Below are 17,977 nucleotides of genomic sequence, written 5' to 3' on the forward strand. Positions count from 1 at the left end.
TAGCTAGACTTGGGAGTCTTGGCTAGAATGCTTATGTACGGACTGATTACCGTGATTCAGCATTCAACGAATCGCACCCTCCTTATTCATACCGCATTAGGAATTGTTCATTGAAATTATTACCAATTACCAATTACCAATTACCCATTCATGATGTCTAACCCAAATAACTCTAAAACCGCTCTTTCGGGAAACTTGGGGGGAGCGGTTTCCCTCCCCCAAGTTTCCGCTACTCTAGACGCATTGCAACAGCTAATTGATATCGTTGCGAAACTTAGATCCCCTGATGGTGGTTGTCCTTGGGACTTGGCGCAAACTCAACAGACGCTAACACCCTATGTAATTGAGGAAGCTTACGAAGTAGTAGAAGCAATTGCTAGTGGAAACCAAAAAGAAGTCGCTGAAGAATTGGGAGATTTATTACTACAAGTTATATTACAAGCGCAAATCGCCACTGAAGAAAATAAGTTTAGTTTAAAGGAAGTTGTAGAAGGGATTAGCCAAAAACTAATTCGCCGTCATCCTCATGTATTTAGCAATGTAGAAGCAACCAGCATTGAGCAAATAAAGCAAAATTGGGAACAAATTAAAGCGGAGGAAAAAGGGGAATCTACAGCGAAAGCTAGTCAATTGAGTAGCAAACTCAGCAGCTATACGCGCACATTCCCGCCGTTACTAGCGGGGATGAAGATTTCTCAAAAGGCTGCCTTAGCTGGCTTTGAGTGGGAGAATGTAGAGGGAGTATGGGCTAAGTTTGACGAAGAACTAGGCGAATTTAAACACGCGATCGCCAATGAATCCATAGAACGACAACAAGCAGAATTGGGGGACTTGTTATTTGTTTTAATTAATTTAGCGCGGTGGTACAAAATCGATCCCAGCGTTGCATTGCAAGGAACAAACCAACGATTTATTCAACGCCTATCCCACGTTGGAACCCTTGCAGGTCGTCCGCTTACAGATTATACCCTTGAGCAATTAGAAACTATGTGGCAGCAAGCGAAAGCAACCATTGATAAAGATATTTAATAAATAAAAATCGCCTCAGCTAAGTGTTGAGACGATTTTTTGATAAATAATAGTTCTGTATAAAGCGATCGCAATAATTAACGGTAGTTTGGCGATGTCCCTAGTTAAGCAAGATTTGGCTCAGTAGATAATATTTAAGTATAAAACGATCAAGAATAATTAGCGGAAATCTGGTTGGTAGCCTAAGACGGTAGCTAGTAGAGTTACCGCAATAGTATAAACAAAACTGAAGGCGAAAAAGGTGTCAAATGGCATAGGTTTAGTTTGGGGTTAGATACTCGCAAGCCTAATAAGGCTTGCGATGTAAATTAAATCAGGAGGATAAATCTGTTTAACTAAGTTGATTTAATCATTTATATCTAGATTGATATCCAGTAAAAATACTGTTTTTTTTGATTGAATTAAAGCTATCTCCGCATTTTCTTGGTTGTTCTTTGCGAAGATGCAAAAATACGTGGTTGTATTTTAGATTAATCAAGTTGCGCCTTTGGCGGTGATACATACAACGATGATGGGTACAAAACTTGTTCTTGATGGGTTTGCAAAGTGCAATCCGATAACGGGTAAGCTACACAAGTAACGGCGTACCCGGCAGCTAATTCAGAGGGACGGAGAAATTTTTGTTCGTTTTGATCTACTTCACCGCTTAATAACTTAGCCACACAAGCGGAACACTCGCCTTGACCACAGCCAGAAGGTAAGCGAAGACCTGCTTCAACGGCGATTTCTAAAATATAGCGATCGCCTGGTACGGTAATAGTACAATCTAAGGCGCTCGCGCTATTGATTAACCTAACTTGATAAACTGTCATAGCTGTGAGGTATGCAACAAAAGACATTTTCTCAGCTTATAATCCAATACGCAAATCTTTCGTCAACATAGTTAAACTGGAAAAAGTGTTAGTAAAAAAAGCTTTATGACTCAAACGACGGCTCGTGACTTATTCAAAGCAGCTTACGAAAATCGTTACACCTGGGATGCAAACTTTCCCGGTTATAGCGCTGACGTGCAAATTAACCAAGGCGATGAAGTTTACAACGGCAAAATTCGCATTAACCGCGACCTTAGTGTAGACGTTGAAGGTATAGAAGATGAAACCGTTACTGAAAGCGTTTATACCCAACTGCGAGATATAGTCACCCACCGCAAAAGATCCCAGTTTGAACAAGCTCATGGCAAAAATGAGTTTACATTAGGCGCAAGCGATGAAAGTGGCGCAACCGAAATTTTGGTGAAAGGTGACTCAATGGGGTCTAACTACAAAATTCGCGGTACAGAAATTTGTCAAGTTAGCCGCGTTATGGGCAGAATGGCGTTTGTAATTGATACCCAAGAAAGCCTAGATACAGGTAATGGGTATGTATCGTCGCGTTACGATGTGGTTTTTCGCAATCCTCAGACTCAGGAAATTACTCGCACAATGAAGTTTAAAGATACCTTCGAGCCAGTTGGCAGTTACCATATCATGACTAATGAAGCGATTGAAATCTACGAAAACGGTACACGCACGACGACAGGGTTTAGCTTTTCTAATGTAAAATTGCTAGAACCTGCAACAGTTTAATTGGATCTAACATAGATATATAGATGCTTTGCAAGTTAATAGAGGGCTGAAATAATGGAACTGACAATCGATAATGTAGAAACAGTTTTGGACGAAATGCGCCCTTACCTCATTTCTGATGGCGGTAATGTGGAATTAGTAGAACTAGATGGGCCCATTGTTAAGTTGCGCCTTCAGGGAGCTTGTGGCTCTTGTCCTAGTTCGACAATGACATTGAGAATGGGAATTGAACGCCGTTTGCGCGAGATGATTCCAGAAATTGCCGAAGTTGAACAGATAATTTAAGGCTACTCAGTATTAGTTTTAAAGGCAAAAGGAATAATCCCTTTTGCCTTTTGCTATTTTACTTTCAAAGCGCGATCGCATAACGTTACTAATTGATTTTTTATGTCTCATCCCCTGTATGTAGCTTTTATCTGGCATCAACATCAACCTTTGTACAAAGGTCTTGATAGCAGCAACTCTGGTTCTCAACAGTATCGTTTACCTTGGGTGCGGCTGCATGGGACTAAAGATTATTTGGATTTAGTTTTACTGTTAGAGCGCTATCCTAAACTGCATCAAACCGTAAACTTAGTTCCCTCATTGATATTGCAATTAGAAGATTACATTGCGGGAACTGCTTTCGATCCTTACTTAACAGCGTGTCTGACTCCCGACGAAAAGATAACTAGGGAACAACACGAGTTTATTATCGAACACTTTTTTGATGCCAACCACCACACTTTAATTGACCCTCATCCCCGGTACGCCGAACTTTACGGACAAAGGCAAGATAAGGGTAGAAGCTGGTGCTTGGATAATTGGGAGACTCAAGACTACAGCGATTTATTAGCTTGGCATAATTTAGCTTGGATCGATCCTTTGTTTTGGGATGACCCGGAAATAGCCGATTGGTTGAAACGAGGACGTAATTTTAATTTAAGTGATCGCCAGCGCATTTATTCTAAACAACGCCAAATTCTTAGCCGCATCGTCCCGCAACATCGGCAAATGCAGGAAAATGGCCAATTAGAAGTTACAACTACGCCCTACACGCACCCGATATTGCCGTTGCTCGCTGATACAAATTCGGGTAGAGTTGCCGTACCAGGTATGGAATTGCCCAAACGTCGCTTTCAGTGGGCGGAAGATATCCCTAGACACCTAAAAAAATCTTGGGATATGTACGAGGATAGATTCGGACAAGCACCGCGCGGTTTGTGGCCCTCAGAGCAGTCTGTAAGCCCGGAAATGCTGCCCTACGTAGCCAAACAAGGTTTTAAGTGGCTTTGCTCGGATGAAGCGGTATTAGGGTGGACGCTGAAGCACTTTTTTAACCGAGATGGAGCGGGAAATCTGTTACAGCCAGAGTTGCTATATCGTCCTTATCGGTTAGAGACGACCGAAGGGGAATTAGCAATAGTATTTAGAGATCACCGTTTATCAGACTTAATTGGGTTTAGTTATAGCTCAATGCCACCAAAACGCGCCGCCGCCGACTTGGTGGGACATTTAGAAGCGATCGCAAATTCCTTAAAACAGCAACAAACAAGCGGTAGCACAGCCTTAGAGCAGCCCCATTTAGTTACCATTGCCTTAGATGGCGAAAACTGTTGGGAATTTTACCCCGAAGATGGCAAGCCATTTTTAGAGAACTTATACCAAGCTTTGAGCGACAACGAGCAAATTAAACTTGTAACTGTATCAGAGTATTTAGACCAATTCCCGGCTACAGAAACTTTGCCGAGCGATCGCCTACATAGCGGCTCTTGGGTCGATGGCAGCTTTACAACTTGGATTGGTGATCGGGCTAAAAACCGCGCTTGGGACTTGCTGACTGAAGCGAGAACGGTCTTAGCTAACCATCCTGAAGCCACCGAAGAAACAAACCCCGCCGCCTGGGAAGCCCTGTATGCCGCCGAAGGTTCTGACTGGTTTTGGTGGTTTGGTGAAGGACATTCCTCAAACCAAGATGCTATTTTTGACCAGCTATTTAGAGAGCATTTGTACAACATCTACCAAGCCCTGGATGAGCCAATCCCGTCTAGTATTCGGCATCCGGTAGAAGCCCACGAAGCAAAGCTAGATTCTCGCCCAGCAGGATTTATTCACCCCTCTATTGACGGCAAAGGCGACGAGCAAGACTGGGATCGAGCGGGGAGGTTAGAAGTAGGCGGTGCGAGAGGCACAATGCACCGTAGCAGTGCAATTCAACGTTTATGGTATGGGGTGGATCACTCTAATTTTTACTTGCGCTTAGATTTCCAAGCAGGAATTAAACCAGGGCGCGATTGTCCGCCGCAGTTAAATTTGTTGTGGTTTTATCCTGACAAAACTATGCACAATAGCCCTGCTCCGGTGGGAGATTTGCCCGACGAAGCGCCGTTAAATTATTTATTTCACCATCAGTTAGAGATTAATTTACTTACTCAAACTGTGCATTTTCAAGAAGCGGGAGACAACTATCAATGGCATCCTCGGTTTAGTCGCGCTCAAATCGGTTTAGATAAGTGTTTGGAAGTGGCGATACCTTGGGCAGATTTGCAGATTCCCCCGGATTATCCGTTGCGAATGACGCTCGTATTGGCGGAGGAAGGGCGTTTTAAAGCGTATTTGCCAGAAAATGCTCTAATTCCGATTGATGTGCCGTAGTTGCCGCTCTTACCGACCTCTTGACTCGCTCAAGAGGTCGTATTACTTTGGTACAAGCCACTTTCTAATAGTTTTATCAGCACTCGCACTAACTAGAGTTTGTCCATCAGGGCTATAGTCTACGGCAAAAACTGCGCCTTGATGTCCTTTAAAAGTATAGATGGCTTCCCCCGTGCTTAAGTCCCAGATTTTCACAGTTTTGTCATCGCTACCTGTGGCAATATGCTGATTGTTGGGGCTAAAGTCTACCCCATTGATGTCTGCCAAATGTCCTGTCAGAGTGCGGATTTCGCGCCCAGTATTGAGATTCCATAGTTTAATTGTGCGATCGTCGCTGACACTAGCTAATTGCTGATTGTTAGAGCTAATGGCGATCGCATTTACATCACTGGTATGTCCAACTAAGATATTTTGCGCCTTTAATGTCTTCAGATTCCAAATTATTACAGTTCTGTCTACACTGCCACTAACAATTTTTTTGCCATCAGAACTAATCGCAACCGCTAAAACTTCTCGTGAATGACTTTTAAAAGTATCTACTTGCCCTGTGCTTAAATTCCAGAACTTAACAGTTTTGTCATAACTACCACTAACAATTTTTGTTGCGTCAGGACTAATAGCCACACTATTTACATAGCTAGTATGCCCGGTTAAAGTCCGGTGCTGCCCTGACAAGCGCCAAAGCTTGATAGTTTTATCTCTACTACCACTTACAATTTGACTATCGGCGCTGATGGCAATATCGTAAACCCAATCGGTATGTCCTTTTAAAGTGCGAAGCAACTTTTGACTATTTAGATCCCAAATTTTTATCGTCTGATCGTCGCTACCGCTAATAATAGTTTTACCATCAGGACTCACTACAACAGTATTAACTTCCCCCCTATGACCCATAAGTGTAGAAGGCTGCTGGCTAGTCCAATACTTGTACCCGACAAATCCTAAAACTAAAAAAATCGCACTTCCCAGTAATAATTTGTAGCGCCAAGCAAAATTTGCCCTAGGATTTAGCGTAGTAACGGCGGGAAGATTTTTTTGGAGAGATCGCGCTCTAGTTTTTTGATTTCCTGTCAAACTAGGTGTATGCGATGGTAATTGCGTGGTATCAACAGCTAGAAATGCCTCAATTGTCCGTAATTCTAAAAGAACCTGCTCGACATTTTGATAGCGCTGCTGCATATCTTTTTGCAATAACCTGTCCAAAACTGCCGTAAGTTCTTGGCTTAGTTGCAAATTTAAGTGCTGCTGCCATTGTTTTACCCAACTATAGCCGTACTCTGTCCATAAACGAGAAGGAGAAATTTGAGTCAGTAAATGAAAACAAGTTACACCCAAGCTATAAAGATCGCTGGCTGGATAAGCCTCCCCTTCATTCATTTGTTCGCTAGAAGCATAACCAAAAGAGCCGATAGTTGTACCGAGGGTGGCGATCGCGCTAGTTGTAAATTGTTTGGATACACCAAAATCAATCAAAATTAAACGACGATCGCTTTGGCGGCGCATAATATTGTCGGGCTTAATATCGCGGTGAATTACTTGGCGATTATGAATAAACTGCAATACAGGTAATAAATCAGCCAACAGTTCCCAGATTTGCTGCTCGTTAAAAGCTCCTTGCAAGTCCAACTGTTGGCGCAAACTTTCCCCAACAATTAGCTGTTGAACTAAATATAAATAGTCATCTTGTTTAAAGTAGGCGTACAAAGCTGGAATTTGTGGATGTTCGCCTAATTGTTGCAACCTTTTTGCTTCTTGCTCAAATAACTGTGTTGCTTTATTTTGGGCGCTAGTACCTTGCAACTGCGGGACTAATTGTTTGACTACACACAATTCGTTAAGTTTATCTTGATCTTCAGCTAGAAAAGTCCTGCCAAAACCGCCACCACCCAAAGGGCGAATAATGTAATAGCGATCGCGCAAGGGTAATAGGTTTTTGCCACAACTGCTACAGGAATTGCGATCGCCCAAGTTTTCAGGGTGTTGGCAAGCGGGGTTGAGACAATAGCTCATAAAATCTACAATAATTCTTTACCCGTGAACTGCTAAACCTATTTTGGCTTATTGATGAACCTAAAGTGGAATTGCCCGATCAAAGAGGACGCGATCGCCTGTACGATTTACAAAGTAGCCAATTTTTGACGGCAAGGCATGGGCAGTATTTGGGAAATTGATTTTTATTCGCGTCCAGTTTTAGACTCTAACAACAAAAAACTATGGGAAGTCTTAGTTTGTGAAAGTCCTTTAACCATAGACACAGAGCTTGATTCGCTGTTTAAGTATTCTGAGTATTGCTCCAGTAGTCAAGTAAATTCTGCTTGGCTAAAGGCGGCTTTAGAATCGGCCATTGAGCAAGCGGGGACGACTCCAGTAAAGTTCCGGTTTTTTCGTATTCCCATGAATAATATGATTACTAAAGCTTGCCAAGAGTTGGGGATTCCCGCCCAGCCTAGTCGCCGGACTTTGGCACTCAATCAATGGTTGCAACAACGAAACAAAGAAGTTTACCCCCAAGAAACCGGGTATCAAGCTGCTACAAATCCCTCGGTAAGAGTGCAGATTTCTGATCCGCAACGCTTACCCGATGCTTTAATTGGGCAAAAATGGATAGTTACTAGCCTAACCGCCTCTGACTTAGCCCAAATGTCCCAATGGGATATTAGTTTTGGTGAAGCCTTCCCATTAGCGTTAAGCAACCTAACTTTAGATACTATAGTTCCTGGGATCATAATTTACTCTCCTAGAGCTATACCTTTAGCTGGGTGGATGTCAGGCTTAGAAATTGCCGCGCTCAAAGTGGATACTCGTTTAACTCCCACTAGATTAGTTTTAGAAACTGGTGCAAGCGATAGTTGGCTTTTGGCTAATATAACTAACCCCCAAACCCTACAAACAGCCCAAGAATTTGAGCAGGCAAAACAAAACGCCAACCAAGTACATTTTATAGCTGTGCAATCAAGTCCTGAATCAGAAGTTTTTGCTGGCTTTTGGCTGTTGCAAGAAATTAATCTTCCTTAAAAATTACTTTGGGATCAGGTGAATTACCACCAGAAATACTAAAACTAGCTTTTGGTATCATTCATAAATTTTCACAAGTGCAGCAAAGCGCATGGGTTCGGAAATACCACACTCGACACTTCTAGCAGAACAATTGCTAGAAATAGCAATTAAGTCTGGCGCAGAGGCGGCGGAAGTTTATCAATCAAAATCCCTTTCTCGTCCCGTGTTTTTTGAGGCGAACCGCCTTAAGCAGCTAGAGAGCGCTCAATCTGAGGGTACGGCTTTGCGATTGTGGCGAAATGGTCGTCCAGGTCTTGCGGTTGCTTACGGCTCCGTAGCGCCGCAAATTTTAGTAGAAAGGGCTTTAGCTCTTAGCCAACTTAACGAACCAGAAGCAATTGAACTTGCTACTAATTCTCAGCCAGATTATCCAAATTTAGGGCAGGATGTCGCTGTAAATCAGTTAATAGAGTGGGGTAATTGCGCGATCGCTCTGATTCACGATGCCTATCCCGAAGTGTTAGTTAGCGCTGAATGGGATAGCGATGTAGAAACTACCCGTTTAGTTAATTCCGCAGGCTTAGACTGTCACTACACCGATACAACTCTCAGCGCTGACTTAGCGGTGGAATGGATTAGAGGAGATGATTTTTTAAGCGTATTTGATGGACAAACTCAGCGCGATTGTCTTTATCCAGAAAAGATTGTTGAGCATATTTTACAGCGTTTAGCTTGGGCTAAAAAAAATACTGCCCCACCTACCGGACACGTACCAGTTTTATTTACATCCAAAGCCGCAGATATGTTGTGGAGTACGTTGCAAGCGGCAATTAATGGCAAAAGAGTTTTAGAAAAAGCTTCACCTTGGGCAGATAAATTACAGCAATTGGTAACTTCTAGTGCTTTGACTATCTTTCAGCAACCCGATAACGGCCCTTTTAGTTGCCCCTTTGACGATGAAGGTACGCCCACAAAGCCGCTAGTATTTATTCAAAACGGCGTATTACAGAATTTTGCTTGCGATCGCACAACTGGCAAATTATTAGGTACAGGATCGACAGGTAACGGTTTTCGTCCGGGTTTGGGGAGCTATCCTACTCCCGGCTTATATAACTTATTAATTCAACCGGGAAATGAATCTTTAGCACAATTGATTACTCAACTTGATGACGGGATTATTATCGATCAAATGCTGGGGGATAGTGGCAGTATTTCGGGGGATTTTTCGATTAATGTTGATTTGGGCTACCGCGTCAAAAACGGTCAGGCGATCGGGCGGGTAAAAGATACAATGGTTGCGGGTAATGCTTATACTGCTTTAAAACAATTAGTGGCGCTGGGTAATGATGCGGAGTGGAATGGCTCTTGTTATACTCCATCATTGATTGTAGAAGGATTATCGACGATTGGGCGATCAGAAAATTAAAACCTCCAAAAATAATTTTGGTTTTGCAGTTGGAAAATTATAAGCACAATAAAATCCGTTGTGATCGTAGTTTTACATCAGTTACACAACACCAACATTAGTTATGCGTAGTCTGCGTATTTGCTTTATGGGTGAATCTTTTGTTAATGGTACGGGCGATCTTGATTGTCTAGGCTGGGCGGGTAGAATCTGCGCCAATGCTTGCCGTCTTGGTCATGATATTACTTATTACAACTTAGGTGTAAGGCGAGAAACTAGCACCCAACTTAAAGAGCGCTGGTTTAGAGAAGTTTCCTATCGTTTACCTTTAGAACAGGAAGGGAGAATTATATTTTGCTTTGGTGCAAATGACACGACTATAGAAAATGGTAAAACTCGTGTTGCTTTTGAGACTTCTTTAGAAAACACGTGCAACATACTTAAGGTAGCTAAACAAATGTTTCCGGTGTTAATGGTGGGAACAGCGCCCGTAGTAGACTTAGAACAAAATCAAAGAATTGCTCGTTTATCTGTAGCTTTCGGCGCTATTTGTAATGAAATAAATGTGCCGTATTTAGATATTTTTACTCCCTTGCAAGCTTCAGAGGTGTGGATAAGCGAAGCGATCGCCAATGATGGCGCTCATCCTCGTGCTGCTGGCTACACACAGTTAGCTCAATTAGTACAAAATTGGCAACCTTGGTTATCTTGGTTTAAATGAGAACAGAATGTAGGGATTGCAACAAATCAAAGCTTATTTAAGTCACAAAGAACCATTAAAGCGTATTAGATAGCAGTTTTTATTTTCTATTTCGTTTAAAAAAATGCTACTTCCTGCTATACAACAGCGTTTGCGCCAATGGCTGCAACCAAGCCGAACAAGTGCGATCGCCTATGCGGTAATTATTGGTTTAGTTGCAGCACTAGCGGCAGTTTTTCTTAAATTTAGCTCTGGATGGCTTGGCGCTTGGCGCGTTCAATCTTCGGTTTTACAACCACCTTGGTTAGTTTTACCCCTAATTGGCGGCTCTTTTGGCTTTCTTTCTGGGTTATTAATCCAAAGGTTAGCCCCCGAAGCTGGTGGTAGCGGGATTCCTGACGTTAAAGCAAGTCTTGCCAATTTCCCAATTAAACTTTCTTGGCGCATTGGTTTAGTAAAATTGGCTAGTGCAAGCTTGGCTTTGGGTTCGGGGTTAAGTTTAGGGCGACAAGGGCCCACTGTGCATATTGGGGCGGCTTTAGCGGGGGGATTGAGTCGTTATTTGCCCATGTCTCCCGATCATCGTCGCCAGTTAATTGCTGCGGGTGCGGGGGCGGGTTTGGCGGCGGCTTTCAATGCTCCAATTACAGGAGTTTTATTTGTAGTTGAACAGTTACTTCAAGATTTATCGGGAATCACTCTAGGTACAGCGATAATTGCTTCGTTTGTGGGGGCGGTAGTTTCCCGGCTTTTGGGTGGGAGAAGTTTGCAGTTAAATCTAGAATTGACGGCAAATGTTACTAGCTTTTCGTTGGGGGAAATTCCTTTTTATATCATTTTGGGAATTTTGGCGGGTTTACTAGGCTCGTTATTTAATCAAGGAATTATTACAAGTTTAAAGCTGTACCAAAGATTGCACATTAGTTTACCCTTACGAATTGCCTTAGCTGGCTCCGTTTCGGGGATCGCTGTTTCTTTACTACCGCATGAGTTTCACGACAATACAGGCTTGCGAGAATTTATGCTCACAGGGGAAGCTCGCCCCTATGTAGCCGCGATCGCATTTGTTGCCCAATTTCTTCTTACTGTCGTGGCGGCGGGTTCTGGTGCGCCGGGAGGTGTATTTGCTCCTAGTTTAATTATGGGTTCGGCGTTGGGCTATTTGGTGGGGGTAGTGGAATACAATTTAACGGGGATGAGTCCGCCCATTACCTACGCTTTAGCGGGGATGGGCGCATTTTTTAGCGTTGTTTCCAAAGTTCCTTTAACGGCGATCGCTATTGTCTTTGAAATGACTACCGACTTTAACCTAGTTTTACCGTTAATGATTGGCTCGGTTACTTCTTATTTAATTGCCGAAAAAATTGCCCCCGGCTCTCTCTACGATAAGCTTTTAGCAATAAACGGCATTAACTTAGATTCAGCGCCGAATCAGGGCTTGTTAACGACACTAACGGCAGAAAATGTGATGCAACCGCGCGTAGAAACTTTAGGGGTGCAGATGACTCTAGATGAGGCGGTACAAGCCTTTTCTCGCTCTCACCATCGCGGCTTTCCGGTGGTAGATGAAGGGAAGTTAGTGGGGATTGTGACGCAAACAGATTTAGCTAAAATGCGCGATCGCGCCTTACCGGGAGATACTCATTTAAGCGAGATTATGACTCCAAGTCCGATAACAGTGAGTCCTAGTGCAAGTTTAAGCGATGTTTTATACTTCCTCGATCACTACAAACTTAGTAGATTGCCTGTAATCGAGCAACGAAAGCTAATTGGCATTATTACCCGCGCTGATATTATTCGCGCTGAAGCCGATAAGCTCAATGGTGAACATAGACAAGTAGGGCCACAACCAGAGCCTTCTTACACCGTTTATCAAACGCGATCGCCTGCTGTAGGACAAGGACGAATGCTCGTACCTTTAGCTAATCCCCATACCGCTAATGCTTTATTACAGTTTGCTTTAGCCATTGCGCGCGATCGTCATTACGAATTAGAGTGCGTTCACATAATTTTAGTTTCCCGCAATAGCTCTCCGGCGGAAACTGCTGTAAATACTGCTGAAAGTCGGCGATTATTGCGTCAAGCGGAGGCGGAGGCGCGTAAATTTAATATTCCTTTGCATACTCAAATTCGCGTCGCCCACGATCCCGCCTCGGCTATTTTAGAAATAATTACTGAGCGCCATATCGATCTAGTCTTAATGGGATGGAAAGGTAAAACTATTACCCCAGGGCGGATTTTTGGTAGCGTTGCTGATACTTTAATTAGACAAGCAAGCTGTGAAGTTGTGTTAGTTAAATTTGCCCAAGAATCTAATGAAAATGTTTATTTTTCGCTCCCTACCAAACGCAAATTAGCCGCACCATTGCCTTACTGTTTGCTCCCCAATACTCAATTAAATCGTTGGCTTGTACCTGTTGCGGGTGGCCCCAATTCTCAAACGGCAATTCAATTATTACCCTCGTTATTAACTCTTTCCGCTTCCCCTTCGGTGCATTTTTGTCAAGTGGTTATTCCAAATAAATCTTTGCCAAATCTTCAAGTTTTGGAACAAGCCAGACGCTCTTTAGTACGCCAACGTCACTTTAAAAGTCCTGTAACGGCTGCACCCCTTAAAGCTAATTCAGTAATTGAAGGGATAATCGAGCAAGTTAAATCAGAAAAATTTGATGTTGTAGTCTTAGGCGCAAGTAGAGAAGGATTGCTTCAACAGACAATAAATGGCAATATTCCGGTAAAAATTGCTCTTGAAGTAGATTGCACGGCGATTTTAGTCCGCAGTGCAGTTTCGGGTAATGGGTAATGGGTAATTGGTAATGGGTAATAATCCTTAGCCAATGACGAATGACCAATTCCTAAAACTCTGCGCTTAATGGAGTACGCGGAAAGGGTATAACATCGCGGATATTTGCCATCCCGGTCATAAACTGCACTAACCGCTCAAATCCTAAGCCAAAACCAGCATGGGGAACTGTACCATAACGGCGCAAATCTAAGTACCACCACAAATCCTCTGGATTTAAGCCTTGATTCCGCATTCTTTGCTCTAATACATCTAGTCGTTCTTCTCGTTGCGAACCGCCAATAATTTCGCCAATTTTGGGTGCTAAAATATCCATTGCGCTAACAGTTTTTTGATCGTCGTTCAAACGCATATAGAAAGCTTTGATCCCTACTGGGTAATCGGTAACGATCGCAGGCTTTTTAAATAACTGCTCCGCTAAATAACGTTCGTGTTCTGATTGCAAGTCTAAACCCCAACTTACAGGATACTCAAAGGTTACTGGAGCTTTTTCCAACAGGGAAACCGCCTCTGTATAAGTTAAGCGCTCAAACTCATTATCAATAATGTTTTGAGCGGTTTCAAGCACTGTTTTATCAATGCGCTCGTTGAAAAACTCCATGTCTTCCGGGCAAGTTTCCATCACATACTTAAAGACGTGCTTTAAAAATGCTTCCGCTAAATCCATATCTCCTTGCAAATTACAAAAAGCCATTTCTGGTTCCACCATCCAAAACTCTGCTAAATGTCTAGATGTGTTAGAGTTTTCGGCTCGAAAAGTTGGCGCAAAAGTATAGACATTACTAAAAGCCATTGCCATAATTTCAGCTTCTAATTGTCCGCTTACAGTTAAATAAGCGGGTTTACCAAAAAAATCTTGGCTGTAGTCTACTTCTTGCTTGTCTGTAAGCGGAACTTTTTTTAAATCTAAGCTAGTAACTGTAAATAATTCCCCAGCACCTTCGCAATCGCTGCTGGTAATAATTGGCGTGTGTACCCACAAAAAACCGCGTTGTTGGAAAAACTGGTGAATGGCGGTTGCACAGGCATTTCTGACTCGAAAAACTGCTCCAAAGGAATTAGTACGCGATCGCAAATGTCCAATAGTCCGCAAAAATTCAAAAGAATGGCGCTTTTTTTGCAAAGGGTAGATATCAACATCTGCTTCGCCGTATACGGTGGCTGCTGTCGCCTGTAACTCTATGCGTTGCCCTTTGCCTTGCGACGGGACTAATTTCCCTGTAATTTCCACTGAAGCCCCAGTATTGAGCCGCTTTAACAAGTCCTCATACTCTGGCATTTGCGAATTTAAGACTACTTGCAAATTAGCTAAAGACGAGCCATCGTTTACTTCAATAAAGGCAAATCCTTTCAAATCGCGCTTAGTGCGTACCCAGCCTTGGATAGTTAAATCTTCTTCGGGCTGACCATTTTTTAATATATCTGCAATACTTCTAGTCATCGTATATAAATAATTCGTTTTAGCTAGTACAAGACTTCAATATCCAGCCTACAACAATCCCAAGTCCTCCAAACCTTACTGCTTGCCAGAATGGTTCTTTAAACACATCTATAGTAAATAGCTGGCTTTCTAAATTAACTTCTATAGTTTCTAGTTGGGTTTTAATTTCTTTGATTTCTGCTTGCAAGTCTGGTAGCTTGTTTTTGGCTAATTGCGGTCTAATTTCTTCTAATCTGTGTTTAAGCTCTATTTTACGCTGGTGATCGCTTTCTATTTGAGCGTAACGTTGTTTAATAGCCGTTAATGCCTGTTCTACTTCGGTAATACTTGTTTCAATGTCTGCATTTGTGGTATCGGTTGATGATTCGGGCGACGGCTGCATATAATCCGTTGATACAGTAGAACTATAATCTTTATGCCCGATTTTATGCTAGAAAGTACAGATTGTGTCAAACCAGCTAATCTTGATGACCTCAGCACGCTGCAATTAGCCCAAGCTTTGATTGAGAGATTAACTATTTCTCCTAATGATTGGCATAAGTTAAAATCTAATCGCAAAGCCCGTTCTAGCGAACAAGCGGCGGCGGCAATAGTATTTTTGCTTAAAGATAGTCCTGACGAAGCTTTATCGAGACTACAACAGGCGACAGCATGGTTAGATCGCTCTATTTCTGCGCCTCCCTGTCCTAGTCATGGCTCCGTAGAGTTAACTAAATAGGGGAAACCGAAAATGTGACATTTCCTTGCACAGTCTTAATTCTGTGCCTTCTTCATTCCAATGGACTTGATCGAAAATTGTATTTAGTAAGAACATTCCGCGCCCATTTTCTGCTACATCTGGGGGTAAATAATCTGTGCGATCATCGGGGGTAAATCCACAGCCTTGATCGACAATTTCCCACCAATATACTTCGCTTACTAAGAAAAACCTGACAATTACTACTTTACCAGGATCGAGCTTATTGCCGTGTTTGGCGGCGTTAACTAAAGCTTCTTGAAGTCCTAATCTTAGTTCGTCATGCCATCTGTCTGGCACTTCCGCCAGCAATAAATCTAATATTGGACAAAGGTACAAAGTTGAAGCAAAACTAATCGTGCTGCAATTGCGTCCTACTGGACGTGGTGAAATAGTAATCACTTACAAAAACTCCGAAGCTTTTGGCTAGACATTTAATTTGCTTATTTGTTTATTCTTCACATGAGCTAGGTAGTCATGTTTTATAGGCGCGTTAGATTGTCAGTAGGGAGGTTTTACAGCGATTTTCAACTGCGCGTTAGGTTTCGCATCGGGTCGCTTACTATGTGGGCAGTCAGCTAGATTGATTGGAACTTTAATCTGCAAAAGCATAGTGCCTCAAGACGATCAGCCAGGTTTGAAAATAAATAACTATAGATTGTTAATTATCAACTCAAATTAGGCTTGTTTAACTAAATAATTGTCATTGCACTTTAATCCTAGCATCCCTGTTTCTAATCCCCAAGCGTTTCGCGGATATCTGCTTAAACACTCGCAAACAGGCGCTTGCTACTCAAAGGGCGATAATTCTTGTCGTAGGCGGTAAATAATCGTATTTGGTTCGGTACGAGCGAGGATTTCGGCAATTACGGTACTAGCGCCAAATTGTCCCCAAGTACAGCCGCGTTCTAAGTATACCTGCGCTGCTTGTCCTACGGCGTAGCAACCATAGGCGGCGATTCCGGCTTGAATTGTCGCTGCACCTGCATAAGTTGAAATATTAACGGGATTTTCACCACTAGAAAGAGCAGCGCTAGTTTTACCCAATCCCCAAAATAAACTACTACCTAATTCACCTACTAGCAAGCCACCAGAACTAAATATAATGGTTTTTAATAGCTTTGCAGCTTCGTAGCCAGTCATCGGCAAATTATATAATCGTGCTAAAGCGCGAATTAAAGCTAAATCGGTGACAAAGCCCCCTAATACATCTAATAAAGCAACTGGATTGAGTGCGATCGCTATGGCCTTATATCTGGTATATTTCCAGATTAAATCTTCGGCTTGTTGTTGGCGATCGCCTACAGTTATAGAAGCGATCTTCTCTTGGGCTTTTTGGGCTTGCACAAGGGCATTTAGCGCCAATAGGCTTTTCCCTTCTCGATTGAGAATGTTGAGAATTTTTTGTTTTAACTCATCTATTTGCGGCGCTGGTGTCTCCCATTCGTAGCCAGAAGCGCCATTAGCCCACTCTACGCGCACTTCTAGGGGGGTTGGTTCGGCAGCAACCATAACAATTTCATCGGGCAGCATTTCGCCCTTTGTTGCCCCCAATTCTTGTAAATTTTGATAAATTGCTTGTCTATCGATATCGGGGTAAAGATCAATTTTGTTGAATACTAAAATTAGCGGTTTCTGGTATTGACGCAACTTGCAAAGCGCCTGATACTCAGTTTGAGTGATATCGCCAGAAACTACAAATAAAATTAAATCGGCTTTACGGGCGACATCTTCCGCCATTTGGCTGCGCGCTTCGCCGTCAATTTCATCTAATCCTGGGGTATCTATTAGTTCTACTTGAACTTTATCATTAGCTACCCATTGCACTGACCTACACCACTGGGTTACACCATTTAAAGGGCCTGTCTGTAAAATCTTTTGTCCGAGTAAAGCATTTAAAACGGCAGATTTACCGCGACTAACTAAACCAAAAGCTGCGATCGCAATTACATTTGAGTCTAGTTTATTGACTAGCGAGTTTAAACTGTCAAATTCTGGTTTTAACTGCTTAAGTAATTGGGAGTTTGAATGCTGGTTAGGTTTACGCAGATTATTAGAGTACCAAGATAGCGCTTGGCGGATACTAGCACGAGCGCGGTTGATGTGAGATTCACCAGCAGTAGGCACAGAAGATGTTTGACGAATGCTCACAAGATAAAATATTTAGCGTATAAGTCCTGAGATTTTTATTATAAAACTCTCGCCGTTTAAGATGCGATCGCGCGTAAACTATTTAGCCGCACGTAAATAAGTTACTTATTTTGGGAATAATCTATTTAGGCGATCTCAATTAATAAATTATTTTAGCCCAAAAGGAAGTTGGTTTTGATAACCAATAGACAAATCCTAATCAACGCTTTAACCATTCATCCAAACGTACAACTATTTATTATACTGAAACTTTTTAGGTAATTTTACTCAATGATGACCTACAAGAATCACAGTTATTTTTGAGCATAATATCCATGTTCAGATATGTACAGCATCTTTTCTTATATCTACAAAATGGGTATCGGGTTTTCATCAGGATTCTCCTATCCCTTCAAAACCGCTACGCTGAGTGTAGGGAGGGATAGGAGGCAAGCTCATGAGCGTTGCGCCTCCCTTCAAAACCGACAAGCAAAGCTCTCGGAAAGAAGGGGGTGACTGGCGTTTGAGCAATTATTT

15 protein-coding genes are annotated in these 17,977 nt (G+C 42.5%); 9 read left to right on the plus strand and 6 right to left on the minus strand.

The genetic code is table 11. The annotated features are described in order from the left end of the window. Nucleotides 1-150: 150 nt before the first annotated feature. The gene (mazG, locus tag C7B70_RS10660) at nt 151-1,029 is read left to right on the plus strand and encodes a nucleoside triphosphate pyrophosphohydrolase (protein WP_233220888.1); all 879 of its coding nucleotides are present in this window, start codon (nt 151-153) and stop codon (nt 1,027-1,029) included. Between the two features lie 470 nt (nt 1,030-1,499). Here mazG and C7B70_RS10665 read toward each other — a convergent pair whose 3' ends face one another. Beyond that, nucleotides 1,500-1,841, minus strand: coding sequence for a 2Fe-2S iron-sulfur cluster-binding protein (locus C7B70_RS10665; RefSeq protein ID WP_106369107.1), 342 nt, complete (start codon nt 1,839-1,841; stop codon nt 1,500-1,502). 105 nt (nt 1,842-1,946) lie between these two features. On the opposite strand from C7B70_RS10665, the gene C7B70_RS10670 reads away from it, so the two are divergent. The 3 genes from C7B70_RS10670 to C7B70_RS10680 all read left to right on the plus strand — a co-directional run bounded on the left by C7B70_RS10670 (nt 1,947) and on the right by C7B70_RS10680 (nt 5,228). Further along, on the plus strand, nt 1,947-2,594 hold the full coding sequence (locus C7B70_RS10670; protein WP_106369031.1) for a DUF3386 domain-containing protein: 648 nt from the start codon (nt 1,947-1,949) through the stop codon (nt 2,592-2,594). A 54-nt stretch (nt 2,595-2,648) separates the two neighbouring features. Then, on the plus strand, nt 2,649-2,879 hold the full coding sequence (locus C7B70_RS10675; protein ID WP_009631463.1) for a NifU family protein: 231 nt from the start codon (nt 2,649-2,651) through the stop codon (nt 2,877-2,879). Nucleotides 2,880-2,981: 102 nt separating this feature from the next. Then, nucleotides 2,982-5,228: a glycoside hydrolase gene (locus C7B70_RS10680; protein ID WP_106369032.1), complete on the plus strand. Its 2,247-nt coding sequence runs from the start codon at nt 2,982-2,984 to the stop codon at nt 5,226-5,228. Between the two features lie 42 nt (nt 5,229-5,270). Here the strand turns inward: C7B70_RS10680 and C7B70_RS10685 are convergent, their stop codons facing one another. Then, nucleotides 5,271-7,238 (minus strand): serine/threonine-protein kinase, encoded by a 1,968-nt coding sequence (locus C7B70_RS10685; protein WP_106369033.1) that lies wholly within the window; start codon nt 7,236-7,238, stop codon nt 5,271-5,273. Between the two features lie 138 nt (nt 7,239-7,376). Here C7B70_RS10685 and C7B70_RS10690 point away from each other — a divergent pair, with 138 nt between their 5' ends. The 4 genes from C7B70_RS10690 (at nt 7,377) to C7B70_RS10705 (ending at nt 13,133) form a co-directional block, all read left to right on the plus strand. Continuing rightward, nucleotides 7,377-8,243 carry a Tab2/Atab2 family RNA-binding protein gene (locus tag C7B70_RS10690; protein ID WP_106369034.1) on the plus strand — a complete coding sequence of 289 codons (867 nt, stop codon included), beginning with the start codon at nt 7,377-7,379 and terminating at the stop codon, nt 8,241-8,243. Nucleotides 8,244-8,334: 91 nt separating this feature from the next. After that, nucleotides 8,335-9,651, plus strand: a complete 1,317-nt coding sequence (locus tag C7B70_RS10695) for a TldD/PmbA family protein (RefSeq protein ID WP_106369035.1) — start codon at nt 8,335-8,337, stop codon at nt 9,649-9,651. Nucleotides 9,652-9,778: 127 nt separating this feature from the next. Further along, nucleotides 9,779-10,351, plus strand: coding sequence for a GDSL-type esterase/lipase family protein (locus C7B70_RS10700; protein ID WP_233220889.1), 573 nt, complete (start codon nt 9,779-9,781; stop codon nt 10,349-10,351). Between the two features lie 103 nt (nt 10,352-10,454). After that, nucleotides 10,455-13,133, plus strand: coding sequence for a chloride channel protein (locus tag C7B70_RS10705; RefSeq protein ID WP_106369037.1), 2,679 nt, complete (start codon nt 10,455-10,457; stop codon nt 13,131-13,133). Nucleotides 13,134-13,185: 52 nt separating this feature from the next. Here C7B70_RS10705 and asnS read toward each other — a convergent pair whose 3' ends face one another. Together asnS and C7B70_RS10715 are read right to left on the minus strand one after the other, a co-directional pair. Continuing rightward, nucleotides 13,186-14,574, minus strand: a complete 1,389-nt coding sequence (gene asnS, locus C7B70_RS10710; protein WP_106369038.1) for an asparagine--tRNA ligase — start codon at nt 14,572-14,574, stop codon at nt 13,186-13,188. 19 nt (nt 14,575-14,593) lie between these two features. Beyond that, complete coding sequence (locus C7B70_RS10715) at nt 14,594-14,956, minus strand: DUF2203 domain-containing protein (RefSeq protein WP_106369039.1); 363 nt, start codon at nt 14,954-14,956, stop codon at nt 14,594-14,596. Between the two features lie 33 nt (nt 14,957-14,989). Here C7B70_RS10715 and C7B70_RS10720 point away from each other — a divergent pair, with 33 nt between their 5' ends. Then, nucleotides 14,990-15,292: a DUF6439 family protein gene (locus tag C7B70_RS10720; protein ID WP_233220890.1), complete on the plus strand. Its 303-nt coding sequence runs from the start codon at nt 14,990-14,992 to the stop codon at nt 15,290-15,292. Here C7B70_RS10720 and C7B70_RS10725 read toward each other — a convergent pair. Together C7B70_RS10725 and C7B70_RS10730 are read right to left on the minus strand one after the other, a co-directional pair. Next, nucleotides 15,281-15,712: an anti-sigma regulatory factor gene (locus C7B70_RS10725; protein ID WP_106369040.1), complete on the minus strand. Its 432-nt coding sequence runs from the start codon at nt 15,710-15,712 to the stop codon at nt 15,281-15,283. The two genes, C7B70_RS10720 and C7B70_RS10725, sit on opposite strands and share 12 nt — an antisense overlap. A gap of 387 nt (nt 15,713-16,099) precedes the next feature. Then, nucleotides 16,100-17,461: a GTP-binding protein gene (locus tag C7B70_RS10730; RefSeq protein ID WP_233220891.1), complete on the minus strand. Its 1,362-nt coding sequence runs from the start codon at nt 17,459-17,461 to the stop codon at nt 16,100-16,102. Between the last annotated feature and the right edge of the window lie 516 nt (nt 17,462-17,977).

Source organism: Chlorogloea sp. CCALA 695, from assembly GCF_003003885.1.
Classification (GTDB): Bacteria; Cyanobacteriota; Cyanobacteriia; order Cyanobacteriales; family Chroococcidiopsidaceae; genus Aliterella.

What these genes read in the sequence shown, in the direction of transcription:
- C7B70_RS10720 (WP_233220890.1), top strand. Translation starts at nt 14,990, where the DNA reads ATGCCCGATTTTATGCTAGAAAGTACAGATTGTGTCAAACCAGCTAAT.
- C7B70_RS10705 (WP_106369037.1), top strand. Translation starts at nt 10,455, where the DNA reads ATGCTACTTCCTGCTATACAACAGCGTTTGCGCCAATGGCTGCAACCA.
- C7B70_RS10670 (WP_106369031.1), top strand. Translation starts at nt 1,947, where the DNA reads ATGACTCAAACGACGGCTCGTGACTTATTCAAAGCAGCTTACGAAAAT.
- C7B70_RS10715 (WP_106369039.1), bottom strand. Translation starts at nt 14,956, where the DNA reads ATGCAGCCGTCGCCCGAATCATCAACCGATACCACAAATGCAGACATT.
- C7B70_RS10695 (WP_106369035.1), top strand. Translation starts at nt 8,335, where the DNA reads ATGGGTTCGGAAATACCACACTCGACACTTCTAGCAGAACAATTGCTA.
- C7B70_RS10690 (WP_106369034.1), top strand. Translation starts at nt 7,377, where the DNA reads ATGGGCAGTATTTGGGAAATTGATTTTTATTCGCGTCCAGTTTTAGAC.
- mazG (WP_233220888.1), top strand. Translation starts at nt 151, where the DNA reads ATGATGTCTAACCCAAATAACTCTAAAACCGCTCTTTCGGGAAACTTG.
- C7B70_RS10675 (WP_009631463.1), top strand. Translation starts at nt 2,649, where the DNA reads ATGGAACTGACAATCGATAATGTAGAAACAGTTTTGGACGAAATGCGC.
- C7B70_RS10700 (WP_233220889.1), top strand. Translation starts at nt 9,779, where the DNA reads ATGGGTGAATCTTTTGTTAATGGTACGGGCGATCTTGATTGTCTAGGC.
- C7B70_RS10685 (WP_106369033.1), bottom strand. Translation starts at nt 7,238, where the DNA reads ATGAGCTATTGTCTCAACCCCGCTTGCCAACACCCTGAAAACTTGGGC.
- asnS (WP_106369038.1), bottom strand. Translation starts at nt 14,574, where the DNA reads ATGACTAGAAGTATTGCAGATATATTAAAAAATGGTCAGCCCGAAGAA.
- C7B70_RS10680 (WP_106369032.1), top strand. Translation starts at nt 2,982, where the DNA reads ATGTCTCATCCCCTGTATGTAGCTTTTATCTGGCATCAACATCAACCT.
- C7B70_RS10665 (WP_106369107.1), bottom strand. Translation starts at nt 1,841, where the DNA reads ATGACAGTTTATCAAGTTAGGTTAATCAATAGCGCGAGCGCCTTAGAT.